We start from the raw sequence: 14,119 nt of genomic DNA on the forward strand, positions 1-14,119 counted from the left end.
GAAATGCGCATAACACCTGAGTTTAGGTTCAACATCAGTGATCATAAGGTGACCACAACTTACTTCTACACTTTTTGGAGAGGCTGTTGATTTGGGCAGTTACGAGATCGAACTCGAGCCGTGGTAGTTTATTCGGATTATCCAATTCACAAGTTTCAACAAGTATGGCGAATTGTATGAAGGCCTAATATTATTGGTGTGATCAAAATGCAAACCAAATCCATACTTAAAAACCAGACAGCATCTTATAACTGCTCGATTGAGCACTATAAACAGAATGAATTAATCAAGCATGATCTACATAAAATAAACCTCAGGTCAGTAGTGATTTTCGGTTATATTTGACGCTTTTAATGTTAAAAGAATATGAAGCTGCGGGTTTATCGACACTCGCTCTTCAAGCAGTAACCTAAAAATCAATCATGCAGAATAGAGGAGCTTTTTCAAGCCGTATCGGATTTATTTTGGCCGCCGCAGGATCGGCAGTCGGATTGGGAAATATTTGGAGATTTCCATTCGAAGCGGAAGCTGGAGGAGGAGCTGCTTTTGTGATCATGTATCTGGTATTCTGCTTTATCCTGTGTTATCCGGTAATGGTGACCGAGATCGCCATTGGTCGTAAAACCAACAAGAATGCGGCCGGAGCTTTCACTGCCTTAGGATTCAAAAGATGGTCCATCGTCGGAACTTTAGGCATCATCGCCGGCGTAATCATTCTCTCCTACTACAATGTTGTGGCTGGTTGGGCGTTTGGATACTTCATAGAAATGGTTCAGGGGAACTTTGAAGTGGGTCAAAACTTTGGTGGTTATGTATCCAATGCAGGTAAAGTGCTGATCTATGCCGTGATTTTCATGCTAGCTACAGCCTATATTATATCTCGAGGTGTTTCGAGTGGAATTGAAAAAGCTGCGAAAATCTTAATGCCCACGTTGATTATCATGATCCTGAGTTTGGTGATCTATGCATTTACCCTACCCAATGCCATGGCGGGTGTAAAAGTGTACCTTGTACCTGATTTCTCGGAAATGAACTTACGAGTAATTGGTGGTGCACTACGTCAGGCGTTCTTCTCACTTTCATTAGGTATGGGAGCTTTGATCACCTATGGAAGTTACCTTTCCAAAAAAGAAAATATCATTTCATCAGCCGTTGCTATCACCTTCTTTGATGTAGGAATCGCATTTATCGCAGGATTGATGATGTTCCCATTGGTGGCTTACAGTTCCGGAGGCGATATGAGCAATGTCAGCGGCGGTGCTGGTTTGATCTTCGCTACTTTACCTGGTGTCTTCCAGTCCCTTGGACCTGTATTAGGTATTGTCGTTGGTTCTTTCTTCTTCCTCCTACTTTCATTCGCAGCGCTTACTTCTACTGTTTCTTTATTAGAAGTTCCTGTTTCTTATGTAGTGGACGAATGGAAGATGGATCGTAAAAAGGCGGTTTGGATCACAGCAATCATCATATTTGTGGTAGGACTCCCTTCATTAGTGGCCAATGGATACAGTGATTTCTTTACCGGGTTCATTACCTATTTCGGTGCCGAGTCTCCTACAGATTTCATGACTTTCCTCGGACACATTGCAGATATTTTCCTATTGCTGGGCGGTAGTCTGATCGTGGGCTTTGCTGCGTATGTTTGGAAGAAAGAGAACTTACACGAAGAACTATCTCAAGGTTATGAAGGATACAAAGGAAGTTTTGTTCAAAAGGCATTGAACTTCACCATTGCCTACTTCACTCCATTTGTACTTTTTGCAATGTTTATCCTGGTGGTGCTCAGCAACTTCTTCGGACTGGATACGATCTAAGACATTAATTCCTCAGAGTCCTCTCCGTGTGACTCTAAGGAGATTCAAACTTTTCTGGGTCACATTGCGGATATCTTCCTTTTGTTAGGTGGTAGTATGATTGTAGGGCCGCCTATGTCTGGAAGAAGGAGAACCTACTCGAAGAACTATCTCAGAGTTATGAAGGTTACAAAGGAAGCTTCGTTCAAAAGGCACTGAACTTCACCATTGCTTACTGCACTCTTTTCGTTCTGTTTGCGATGTTCATCTCGGTGGTGCTTGGCAACTTTTTGGACTGGACACGATCTAAGACATTAATTCCTCAGAGTCCTCTACGAGCGACTCTGAGGAGCATTTCTCCAATGTCATGCTGAGGTTCTCGAAACAGACATTTAGGTGATTCAAGAAGACAGTTATGCACTAACCTCCAGCTCCACTCATCAACAGCTCGCTCACCACTTTCTTCGGTTTACGATCTACGGTGTACAGCCCCCAATGCTTTTCTGCGCCCATCATGTTATCCGGGTTACCTTTCCAATCTTCATCAAAGGCTTCAAAGAAGAAGGTGGTGATATTATTGTCTGCGGACCATTGCATCAGGTCACGGTAGTATTCGAGTTGTTTTTCTTCACTGGCGCGTTCACCGAACTCAGAAGCTATGGATGCCCAACCTGCTTCTGTGATCACAATCTTGGCATTGGGAATGGAATCTCTCACGCGCTGCACATTGGCAATGGAATACGACATCCCTTCATCAATGTCCTTGCCTTCCCAAACCGGGTAAACATGAAGCGACATAAAATCCACCACTTTGGCCAATTCCGCACCACTATTGGCCCACCATTCATAGTTATCAGCCACGGTCACGGGTTGTTCAATCGCCGCCTGTACACGCTGCACATAGGCTATGATGGAATCCACGTCCACTTTGTGGTCATTCCATTCGACCAATGCTTCATTACCAACGTTAACGGCCGCGATGATCTCCGGATATTTATTGGCCAGCATGATCCCTCTTTCCAATTCCTGACCATTGCGAATTTTGTTGGCATTCAATGTCTCCTGTGGTATCGGCTCAGTCAACCAGGCACAAGTTTCATGTGCACTCAATTCGGCCTTCAGCCATACCCCTTGCAGTACCTTGATATCCAGATTATTCTCTTTGATGACGCTTAGGACATCCTGTGAGTTTTCTCCACAATCGTACATGCGGATCAGCTTGAAACCTAACCCTGAAAGCATCTGCAAATCTTCAAGAATCTCCGCTTTAGATGGATTTACTGCACCATCGCCACGATCCGGATGCTGACCACTCCTAAATCCGGAATAGCAAATGGCATTAGAAACACCAGCAAGTAAATCAGCTGAAGATTGTTGAATAGTATTGGTAGCTTTCTTTTCTTCCATTGGAGCTTCTTTCTCAGCAGAGGTAGAGGATTGCGTGCAGGCTGCCAGCACTAGCAACGCCAATAAGGTCAAGCTGGATAAATGTTTCATGGTGGTTAGGTTTTATTCTTAACAGTAAGTTGGAAAGATTATACCAGTTCCGAAAATACGCCATCCATCACTTTCTTAGGCGTTCGGTCGATGTAAAAGAGTCCCCAATGTTTTTCAGGTTCATTAGGTTCTGGTGAACCTTTCCAATTCTCATCAAAAGCTTCAAAAACGTAACATACTACCTGATTTTCATCACACCATTCCATCAAATCCTGATAGTACATATCCTGAAACTCCTCGCTTACATTCTCCGGATCGATCCCTCGCCCATTGGAATTTGTAGCCCATCCCGCTTCTGTGATCACAATTTGCTTATGTGGGTATTTTTCAGCCACCACCTTATAGTTATCCTCGGTATAGTGAATTGCTTCATGGATATTTTTGTACTCCCAAACCGGATACGTATGAATTGAGATAAAATCCACGACTTCTGCCAATGGTTCCAACTTAGTGAGCCAGGGCACATAGTTTTCGCAAAAGGTCACAGGTTGTTTGGTCTCAGCTTTGACCATCTTCACATAATTGACCACACTTTCGACGGGCACCATATGATCTGTCCAGTCTACTGTTGCTTCATTACCAACGGACAAGGAATTAATGATCTCCGGATATTCATTGGCCAACCGAATCAGTTTTTTGATTCTTCGTACATTGAATTGCTTATTGGAGATAAGCGTATCTTCGGAATGCACGCCGCCCCACGGGCAATTAAAATTATTCACCTCAGCACCAATGTAAGCACCTAGCTGAATCTTCAAGTCCAACCCTTCTTTCTGAATGATCTCCAGAGCCATTTCCGCCTGGCGATCGGTATCGTAAAGTCGGACATATTTCCAATGTTTTTCAAGGATCAAAAGGTCCTCTTTTATTTCTTCATAGGTTGGAAATATTCCAGCATCGGGGCTTTGGCCATCTCGGAATCCCGAGTAACAAATGGCCTTCTCGTAGGGTAAAATCATTTCAGGTGTCAAATGTCTTGATTAATTAACCATAATCCCTGCTTCACAGTTTAAGTCATCTACTAAACCCGGAAGCATTCAAAGGCAGACGTTGCTCATCTATCGCATGGGAAAAGGGGTTGTATCATCATTTAGGTTAAACTTAGGAGAATACCTGGTATCAAATACTTAACACCAGGTAGCCCTCCATTTGGTGGTTAATGAACAAATTTCTTTTGCTCCTCTTTGTCCCAGATGCCCCAATAGGCACCCACATCTCCTTCATCACCAATCTTCCAACTTTCGTCAAATGATGAGAAATAAAAGATCTCAATATCATCTTCTTTCGACCAGGCCTGGGTTTGGATGAAGTATTTGATCGCATTCTCGAAAGAAGGCTGAGAACCATAGAATGGCTCACCGACGTTAGGCCATCCGGTTTCCGTAATGATCACTTTTTTACCATTCCCAGCAGCCATTGCACGATTGTACATATCCTTCATATATAGCAATGAATACTCTAATGCACAACCTTCCCAGAATGGATAGCAATTTGCGAGGATTACGTCACAAGCTTCGGTAATTCTTGGCCGATTACTAAACTCGTAGTAAGCATCTACATACCCTACCTGAACGTCTGGTAAAGCTGCTTTCACGGTATTGATGTGATCAATCAACTCATCTTCCGTCAAATCTTTACGGTACATCACTTCATTACCAACGGCAACAATGTCCGCATGACCAGCCTTGGCTACTTCGATGACTCCTTCAATCTCATCCGCATTGATGCTATGGTCCTTTCCTAACCATGCGCCAACCAGCGTTTTCATCCCTAGCTCTTTCGCGATTTTAGGGATCAATTCATTTCCTTCCGTGCATGAAAATGATCGAACCCATTCGGTATGTGGTTTGATGATTTCCAAACGTCTTCTCACCTGTTCTTCACTAAGCTGGTCACCGGGCTCCTGCCCTTCCATGTAAGGGCTAAAGCACAGACCATGCATTCCTTCATCCAGATGCTCATTAAATAAATCAATAAGATCCTTGTTCGACTTTTTCGAAAGATCTAATCCGGCCAGGGGCCTCGCAAATTTACTCTTTGGGGGCATTTTTCTTTTTCAGTTTGATGCGGCAAAGTATGAAAGGATATTTTGCTTTCACACCAAAAAAATAGTTCAAAAAACTACTACATCAGCATAATCGTCCTCAAAAGGCGTTTTGTAGTACCAGTTGTAGTAATAAAGATGTAGTATGAGAAAGTGTTAATTTCAGTTATTATCCCTGGGAGGCTGGATTTTGTTACGTCTGATAGAGCCCGGTTGTTGGTTGTCGAAGTAAACGACGTAGTTTCCCGGACGGATAAAACGGATGTCTATTTCTGTTCCGGTACCTGATAAGATCATGGCTCCCTTCGCATCGAATACCTCGTAATACGCAGAGCGCGAAAGAAATACCCTGTTATTAGTTACTGCAGGCTCAAAAATAACGGGATCAAGGTAATGTTGGTATTCAATTTCTTCTGAATACAAATAGCGGTTACCACTTCCAAAATCGTATTTGATCCGATATTTGTTAGGACCTACTTCATACATAGGATAGTGTACATAGGAAGCTAGTTCGAATTTTCCTTCGGAATCTACCTCTGCTTCATCTACCCAAATTCCATTTTGTAATTTCTCCACCAGATAAGTTCCAATTTCACGCTCACCTTCGGTTGTCCAGTAAATACCAGAATCCGCTGCGTAGACACCAAGGAACTTATACCTGGAGTGAAACAAAACCGCCAAAGGATTAACAATCTCCGAGGTACAAACACTATCTCGATGCACTACACGAATAGATACCGGGGTGAACAAATCAGTTCCTTCAAAAGTGACCCTTAAAGCACTGAGTCGATAATTAAGATCCAGTCGCTGATCGTTTAAGAAGACATCTGAAACACAGAATTCCCGCGTATCCTTATTGTAGGGGTTTTTGATGTAGATCGATTCACCCTGAAAGACACCAGCAAGCGTCTTTTCGTTATTACCCGCAGCCGATTGTCCACAGACACTCCAGGAGATCGAAAAAAAGATGAGAATAGGCAGTATTTTTCGCAAGGTGACCAAAAGTGTTCCCTTTTGTTGAGCTAAAGTTAACTGGTTAGCTATACCTATACAAACGATAAGAACAGGCATAATCGCATACTTTACGTAAAAATCTTCTAAATGGTGGCCTGGTTGATCTATTCAGATCTTATAATTCCACTTCCTGAGTAACTTTTAAGTGAAGGCCACTCCCGTGGGAGTCTATATTCATTAACAAATTAGCTATTTCAATTTTCAAAGATTCCCCTGGGAATGACTATTTGAATTGTATGATTAGCCTTCACTTAGAAGTATTGAGTACCCATTAAGTAGAATTGACCAATTCAAAAGTATCACTAATCGGAATAATCATTTTACCTCGAAATTGAAGTATTGATCTTTGAAGGGCTCGTTGTTCAAGGTATAGTGCCACCATTCCTTGGAATATGGACGAAAGCCAGCATTTTGCATCAGTTGTTTTAATAAACTTCGATTAGCCAGTTGTTCGGGTGTAACGATAGGCGAATTATGGAACGATTTATCAGAAAAAAGGTCAAAACGACTTCCCATATCGACAACTTCACCCGTCTCCAGATAGTACAATGTCAGATCGACCGTACTTCCTCGGGAATGACCCGATCTCGATGCTATGAATCCTTCCTGAAACAACCTTGATTTTTTGATCTCAGGATAGAATTCGCTCTTTTTCAATGTGTCTGATGGATTTTTGGACCATTCCACAAAATGGTCTACTGCCTGTTGAGGTCTGTAGGAATCCAAAATCAGGATACCCATACCGAGCTTCCAGGCACGCCGATGGGCCATGTGCAGTGCCTTAGCTGCTCTTTTGGTAAGGTATGCTTTATTGGCTTTGTATCCGCGGACCTTTTTACCTAAGAAATTGTTAGTGGAAAAATACCTTAACTCTACGCGTATCATGGAATCAATGTCCTGCACGTTCACAAAACCATCCGGAACCTGTGCAAACAGTACATAGCCCGGCAATAAGACGACAATCGAAAGAATCAATAATCTTTTCATCCAATGAAAGTTACACCTGTTCCGGGAGTTGTTGGCATGTGCAGTTGATCATCCTTGATCCAAGGTCCCTTTCCAGGATCATTTTCAATCAGCAAAAAACCATCCATATCTACGTAATCCAGCTGTGGCAATAGCTGACCGATGGCGGAGATCCCAACGGAAGATTCCGTCATGCATCCTACCATCACCTTCAGCCCTAATGTTTTGGCTTGTCGGATCATCCTTAGTGCTGGTGTCAATCCACCGCATTTCATCAGCTTAATATTGACACCATGAAAGTATCCTGCACAGCTATTTACGTCCGATTCGGCAATGCAACTTTCATCAGCAATCAAGGGCAAGGGTGATTGCTTAAATAGCATTTTCATTCCTTCCCAATCTCCTGCACGTAAGGGTTGCTCAATGAACTCCACTCCCATTTCCTTCAAGGCGGCAGCATTGGCCAATGTTTCTTCTGCCGTCCATCCACAATTGGCATCTACCCTAAATTGCGCTCTGGTTTTAGCGCGCAAGGACTTCATGATCTCAAGGTCTTCCCTGGTTCCGAGTTTCACTTTGTAAAGTGGCCAGGGGAATTCCAGCATTTTCTCCACCATCTTCTCTACGGAATCAATTCCAATGGTGTAGTTAGTATTCGGTCCTTTGCCGGAAAAGGCCCAAAGTGAAGTGAGTGATTTACCTTGTTTCCTGGCGTACAGGTCGTGAATCGCTACATCCACCGCACATAAAGCAAAACTGCTTGCTTGAAAAGCATCCTTGAGTTTCATCCAAAACTCTGAGGGTTTCGAGTAGTCATAGGATTCTATCAGGGCTCGATTTTCTTCTAATGCCTTAATAATAGCGGTCCTGGGTCGGTCATAATAATTACTGGCAGTGGCCTCACCATATCCGGCAATTTCATTATCTCGTAACTCGACAATTACCGTTTCTTGTACTTCTCTCACATCATGAGCGATCCGAAACGTATGCTTAAGTTTCAAATCTCTTTCGTGAATGATGAGCTGCATGATTAACGAAAAATCAAGGCATTCCAAACTGGAATTTCATCTCCTGCGAGATCTACCAAAAAACCATTGATCACGGCATATTTCAGTACTCCTTCTTCTTCCAAAAAGAAGGTTGGTTGTGCATTACGATCTATGGTGAAATCGGGCATATACCCCTCACTCACCAGATGCATGGGATACCTGGAATGTCTGATTCCTTTTTCCAGATCGCTTACTTGAAGGTAGGCATATCCCTGTTTCAACAGATCCATGAATGCCAAATTTTTAAGAGAAGTCATCGTTTGTACTTTCTCATAAACTTGAGGAGCAACAATGCGCAAGTTATTTCCGTCCAGCGTTTCATAACCATAGAAAGTAGACAAGTCTCCGATATCGGAAATCTGTGATAAATAGTGAAAATTCTCGTGTTTGGCATCATCAATTTCCCAACTGTGAATGCCAAGGTCCAATTTGTACCAGTCACCCAACAGGTTGTAGTTTACTCCGATCAATTTCAGGTCGAACAGCTTACGATCGTTATTGGGAATGGCCTCATACCTTGCTATATCCACATCCTTGAAACTACCATCAGCAACCGTAAAAATGGCCGTTAGAATTGACAGGTAGTTAAGCTTTCGGATAAATTGCTTCTCACGGTCATCCTGATATCCGCCGGATTCAATCAATATGGCACTGGTCCCCCATTTCTGAATGTTGTCACCAAACGCCCTTGGCTCAAAATCATCATTATAGCGCCCTACCTGTCCTGGTGCATACTTTTGGATAATGTCATTCATTAACACAATGATCTTCATCGCATTGCCACGCACCTCGTTGATGGACTTCTCGTAATTATAAGCTGGCGCTAAATAAGAAATGGTTGCTGGCTTTGATGTAAGCTCTGCGTTATAGTATCGGCTTTGATCATGTAGATTGAAACCTACATCAGCATTCAGACTATCTCTTACATATTTAAGAATTTGACCTTCAGGAGTTTGCAATCGCAGTGCATCCCGGTTAATATCAATACCCAACGCATTGTATCTGCGATAGATTTCCGCACCATCAGGATTGAGTAGTGGTACAAAATGCAACGTCACGCGCTTCAGCAACTCTTCCTTCTCTTGAGTAAACTGATCACTGTTCAGAAAATTCAGGATATCAAAGATGGATTGGGTGGCGGTGGGTTCATTGCCGTGCATTTGAGACCACAGTAGTATGGACGTACTTCCCTCTCCTACGCTGATGAGCTTGATACTTCGGCCTTCGATTGATTTACCTAACTCCCTGACCGTATATCCTGGTAGTTTTTCAACCTTGTCAATCAGAGGCATGATGTCTGCATGTTTGAACCTGCGCTTGTTCAGCGTACGCTCACGAAAGTCATCATAAGTGTCATTCAGTTTGTCCAGCAATTGGTAGTCCTGTGCCTGCATGGCAAACACGAGGCAGGTCAACACAATGGTCTTAATAAACTTCATCATGGTTCGTTTCTTTTTAGCGCCTCAGGCGTAGGTAAATCACTTAAAGGCAAGTCATCCGTTGCTTCTCTTAACGCCCGCATAAACTTCATCCCTGGATCGGTTTTCTTGGTTCTGTAATTATCGTCCTTTTCCAGCCAAAGCGGATGATCCTCGAATCGTGTATACTCCAAATGCCCGATAAGGAATTCGATATCGTACTTTTCTGAAAGGTATCTAACAAGCCTGGTATTGGCTTTCAACTGCGCCTCAGTTAGTTGGTTATCTTCATTAGGTCCAACATTTTCAATTCCTATGGCACAATGATTCAGGCCAATGACATGTCTTGCCATGTAGTTTTCAGGCATCAATCGATAAATGGTTCCGTCTGTATCTACGAGAAAGTGAGAAGACACATTCACGGCACTCGCATTGGCTATTTCGGGTCGCCAATTTGGAAGCTGCGCCTTTTCAAATGCGGCATAAGACTTTTCCATGGTAGGGATCACCGTCCAGTGTACTACCACTATTCTTGGGATGATCGTTGGTTCTTCCTGAATCAATCCATAATGATCCTCCAAGTACTCCAGGGTAAGGGCCTTGCGTTCCTCATCGAAAATAATGGGCTTATCAATAATCTTGATGGACTTACAGGAAACCATAAATACTAGTCCCGCAATAACCCAAAAATGTCTTTTTATGTACTTCATGATCTGTAATGATAAAGTAAAGGATCGATGTGTGGTTTCTGTCCTGTCATGAGTTCTGAAACCAGTTTACCTGTACCTGTGGCCATGCTTAACCCCAACATGTTATGTCCCACCGCTACAAATAAGTTTTTATGTTTTGGCGAACGATCGATGATCGGCACGCCATCGTAGGTCATTGGGCGCCATCCGTACCATTCTTCTTCTATATCGTCTGAATAAGGTTCTATAAGGTACTCTGTTGCGGCTCTTTTTAGTGCCTCCAGACGGGTTTTGTTCAGCGATTCGTCATAACCAGCAAACTCCATTGTACTTCCTAGACGATAACTACCATTCCATGGAGTAGCAACCACCTTGCGTTCCATCATGTTGATGGGGATCTTAGGTGAGATAGCCGGCGACTTCATCGTAATGCTGTAGCCCTTTCCCGGTACAATTGGAATATTGAGATGGTGGGCCTTTTTGAGTAATGGTGACCAGGCTCCGGTAGCCAACAAAAATTCCTTGGCTTCAAAATCTCCGTGGGTTTTCGTTTTTACCGCTTCTAAGGCGCCATTGGCCGTTTTCATATCGGTAACTTCTGCCCCATTGATATGTTCACACCCATTTTCCTTCAACCAGGATTTCAAGTGTCTGACCAAATCATCTGGTTTCAGCCAGGCATCAATGTCATAGAACCAGGAACCATAGATATTGTCTTTTAGTGCTGGTTCCAATTCCAGTAGCTCTGGTGCCATAATCGCCTTTGCCTCTACTCCAAATGGGCGGGTGTAATCATTGACCTGATTGTAATGATCAAACTCCTTTTGGGTATTACAAACAAAATGGATTCCATTGGCAGACCAGTGACAATCCCAACCTTCTTCTTCAAGCACATCAGTAAACAAATTTCTGGAACTCGTCACTAAATCATAGATCGCCTTACTATGCCTCGCTATACTTTTGGCAGAAGCATGCTTGATGAACTTCATGGACCATTTAATAAAGCGTTGATCGAATTGAGGTTTGATCTTAAAAGGTGCATCCTTTTTGAACAGCCATCCTACCGATTTAATGATCAGGTCATAGTCATTCAAAGGCATGATATGACTTGGGCTGATCAATCCGCAATTACCATGTGAACTTGCTTGTTGAGCAGGGCCTTTATCCAAAATAAGTACTTGCTTACCCGCTTTGACAAGATAATAGGCGCTGAAAAGGCCAATAACCCCTCCTCCAATGATGACCGTATCGTATCGTTTGCTCATTTGTTTTCGAGAACAATGACTGAAAGGGCCGAAAATAAACAAAAAAAGCCCCTCAACAATGAAGTCAAGAGGCCATTCTTAAGTACCAGCTATGGTATCTTCCTTGCTTGTGTTACAAGCCGAATCTTTGTGTATACTGGGTATGCCCTACGGCGGCGGATTCATCTCCGTAGACGATCACGAAATTCGATCCATCGAGGAAAGTAATTTTAGAAGTTGTGGTTAGTGTAGGAGTCACTCCAGGCAATACCAACTCATCGTCTAGTGGATTACCTGCTAAGTCATAAATCCGAAGCGAAATATCCTCCGAATTGAATGCCATTTTTGATATATCGGTTTGTTTGATTATACAAAGGGCACTCTGCGTGAGCACCCTTTTTATATAAATTAATAAGTGAATTTCTGTGCAAACTGCTCGTAACCTGCTGGCAAGTTATCATACAGCACCACGAAATTGTTGTTGTCAATGAAAGTGACTTTGGTATTGGTCGCTTGATTTACGACTTGAGCGGCGATGATCTCATCATCAGCTGGAGCTCCGGTTAGGTCGTAAATTCGGATCACATGATCCACCATATTGGGAGAACCATTTCCACCTGCATAAGATACGATCACGGTACCATTATCACTAACCGTCACATCGGAAGCCAACGTACGTGCCTGACCTACAATTACTTCGGAAAACAAGGCATTACCCCCCATACTGAAACCTGCCATTCGCACGACATTGTCTTCAGCTCGCAACCATGTAATCACATATTCTCCATTTTCATTGAGGTCCACCATGGAATAGTGGTTGATACCCGCCTGGGTTGGGGTGATTTGGTACGTTGTATTAATCGTTAGGTCGGCATTGAATTCGTGAACTTCCAGATTATTGTAATTGGAAGTAGGTCGGGTAACAAAAACAAACTGTCCATCACTCTTCATCGCAGCTTCCATACCTCTTCGGCGTGTTCCTGCATTGTCAAACTGATTGACATCAACACCTGGTTGAACAAGTCCTCCAACAAGATTACCCGCCGCATCAATTTTCTGCATGCTCAACGTATTGGACTCAGCCCACAGCACCAAATAGCCCGTGCCATCAGAAATGGCCATCATATTTCTGGCCGTATTTGCACCTGATCGAATCACTTGATCTGCTACCTTCACCGTGCCATCTGCATTGTAGATGACTGCATGCAAGTTGGTGCCCACAATTCTCGAAGTGATGAATTCGCCATTGTCCAAAACCGCTAATCCAGTAGAGAATTCAGTCACGTGACCTGTTGAAAAAGAGCCTACAACTGTATTGCTGGCATCATAGACGAAACCTTCGGTTCCTCCACCCCATTTATTGGCACTTAAAATGAATCCACCGGAAGGTGTTGCGGCGATCTCAGCTCCCTGATAGTTATCTCCAGTAAAGGCAGCAACAGATGCACCATTAGGTACGGCTGCCGGAGGGAATAAATTAACAATCAAAGGATCGGTAAAGAACGCTTTCATCTCAGCTTGTGTGAAATCAGCTGTATAGCTGTTATACCCGGCCTTATCCACTTGTACCGTATAGTTGCTGTATCCATCAGTCAACTTCACCTGGACGATCCCTGAAGCAATAGCCTTGTTGTACAACTCTGTGGTTTCCGCAGTAGCAGTAACGGTCAAGGTTGCATCTGTAGACTCAAAAGCACCGGTGGTTGCATTTTGCACGAATACCGATAGCAGCATGTCGTAGGTGGCAACAAACTCGAAATTAGAATCGGTGTATCCAAAATCGGCTGGTGTCAATTGCTCCGTAGAGATTACTTGTGGCGCAAGCGAAGTAGACGCATTGGCACTTACCACCAAATCAATCGGTAACGGATCGGCGACCAGGTAATCCAGGTCACTGCCCTCTTGAGGTGTGGCAAAGATCGTGGCATCTTCATCGTCCAGTACCAGATACTCCGTCAACTTGTAGCTACCGACCTGAAGAATCAATGGCTCCGTGACGTAACTACCATTGAATTCGAAAAGGGTCAGTTCTTCTAAGGCATAAACCGGATTACCCAAATTGTCTTCAATGGAGATGACTACTTTAGAAGGGATATCTGCCTCGGTTCTTCCGGCAGATTTTCCCGAGCTTCCTTTTCTTCCTCCATCTGGATTGTCAATTACCTCGAAGGTAAATTCCACCCGTCCTTCCGCAGGAGCAGGCTGTTCATTATCACGATTGTTACATGATTGGACCATCACTGCGAATACTATAAAAGCAGCAATGATCATTTTGAAACGGTGTTTGATCATTTGTGTGTGTTTGAATAAATCAATGATCCAAATGTGGGTACACCGCCCATTTCTTAGCCTATCCGAAAAGAGTAGTTAACAGGCCATAACCTACCTATCACCTATCCTTTAGGGGT

At 43.3% G+C, this 14,119-nt stretch carries 12 protein-coding genes; 1 reads left to right on the top strand and 11 read right to left on the bottom strand.

Translation table 11 applies throughout. The features are described from left to right. Nucleotides 1-422: 422 nt before the first annotated feature. Nucleotides 423-1,811, top strand: coding sequence for a sodium-dependent transporter (locus R8G66_02305; protein MDW3191159.1), 1,389 nt, complete (start codon nucleotides 423-425; stop codon nucleotides 1,809-1,811). 399 nt (nucleotides 1,812-2,210) lie between these two features. Here the strand turns inward: R8G66_02305 and R8G66_02310 are convergent, their stop codons facing one another. The 11 genes from R8G66_02310 to R8G66_02360 all read right to left on the bottom strand — a co-directional run bounded on the left by R8G66_02310 (nucleotide 2,211) and on the right by R8G66_02360 (nucleotide 14,003). Continuing rightward, entirely contained in the window at nucleotides 2,211-3,287 is a 1,077-nt protein-coding gene (locus R8G66_02310; protein ID MDW3191160.1) for a glycosyl hydrolase family 17 protein, read from the bottom strand. Nucleotides 3,288-3,325: 38 nt separating this feature from the next. Next, nucleotides 3,326-4,246 carry a glycosyl hydrolase family 17 protein gene (locus tag R8G66_02315; protein ID MDW3191161.1) on the bottom strand — a complete coding sequence of 307 codons (921 nt, stop codon included), beginning with the start codon at nucleotides 4,244-4,246 and terminating at the stop codon, nucleotides 3,326-3,328. A gap of 197 nt (nucleotides 4,247-4,443) precedes the next feature. Further along, nucleotides 4,444-5,334, bottom strand: coding sequence for a glycosyl hydrolase family 17 protein (locus R8G66_02320; protein ID MDW3191162.1), 891 nt, complete (start codon nucleotides 5,332-5,334; stop codon nucleotides 4,444-4,446). 159 nt (nucleotides 5,335-5,493) lie between these two features. Beyond that, nucleotides 5,494-6,402: a hypothetical protein gene (locus R8G66_02325; protein MDW3191163.1), complete on the bottom strand. Its 909-nt coding sequence runs from the start codon at nucleotides 6,400-6,402 to the stop codon at nucleotides 5,494-5,496. Between the two features lie 258 nt (nucleotides 6,403-6,660). Next, nucleotides 6,661-7,332 (bottom strand): M15 family metallopeptidase, encoded by a 672-nt coding sequence (locus tag R8G66_02330; GenBank protein MDW3191164.1) that lies wholly within the window; start codon nucleotides 7,330-7,332, stop codon nucleotides 6,661-6,663. Beyond that, nucleotides 7,329-8,339 carry a dipeptide epimerase gene (locus R8G66_02335; GenBank protein MDW3191165.1) on the bottom strand — a complete coding sequence of 337 codons (1,011 nt, stop codon included), beginning with the start codon at nucleotides 8,337-8,339 and terminating at the stop codon, nucleotides 7,329-7,331. Before R8G66_02335 ends, R8G66_02330 begins: the two co-directional genes overlap by 4 nt. 2 nt (nucleotides 8,340-8,341) lie before the next feature. Beyond that, nucleotides 8,342-9,802 carry a M14 family metallopeptidase gene (locus R8G66_02340; protein MDW3191166.1) on the bottom strand — a complete coding sequence of 487 codons (1,461 nt, stop codon included), beginning with the start codon at nucleotides 9,800-9,802 and terminating at the stop codon, nucleotides 8,342-8,344. Beyond that, nucleotides 9,799-10,488 (bottom strand): peptidoglycan recognition family protein, encoded by a 690-nt coding sequence (locus R8G66_02345; protein MDW3191167.1) that lies wholly within the window; start codon nucleotides 10,486-10,488, stop codon nucleotides 9,799-9,801. The genes R8G66_02340 and R8G66_02345 overlap by 4 nt, the downstream gene beginning before the upstream one ends. Then, nucleotides 10,485-11,732 carry an FAD-dependent oxidoreductase gene (locus tag R8G66_02350; protein ID MDW3191168.1) on the bottom strand — a complete coding sequence of 416 codons (1,248 nt, stop codon included), beginning with the start codon at nucleotides 11,730-11,732 and terminating at the stop codon, nucleotides 10,485-10,487. The genes R8G66_02345 and R8G66_02350 overlap by 4 nt, the downstream gene beginning before the upstream one ends. Nucleotides 11,733-11,844: 112 nt before the next feature. Further along, nucleotides 11,845-12,054 carry a hypothetical protein gene (locus R8G66_02355; GenBank protein ID MDW3191169.1) on the bottom strand — a complete coding sequence of 70 codons (210 nt, stop codon included), beginning with the start codon at nucleotides 12,052-12,054 and terminating at the stop codon, nucleotides 11,845-11,847. Nucleotides 12,055-12,119: 65 nt separating this feature from the next. Further along, nucleotides 12,120-14,003 carry a hypothetical protein gene (locus tag R8G66_02360; protein ID MDW3191170.1) on the bottom strand — a complete coding sequence of 628 codons (1,884 nt, stop codon included), beginning with the start codon at nucleotides 14,001-14,003 and terminating at the stop codon, nucleotides 12,120-12,122. Nucleotides 14,004-14,119 lie beyond the last annotated feature (116 nt).

It is taken from the genome of Cytophagales bacterium, assembly GCA_033344775.1.
Lineage (GTDB): Bacteria > Bacteroidota > Bacteroidia > Cytophagales > Cyclobacteriaceae > JAWPMT01.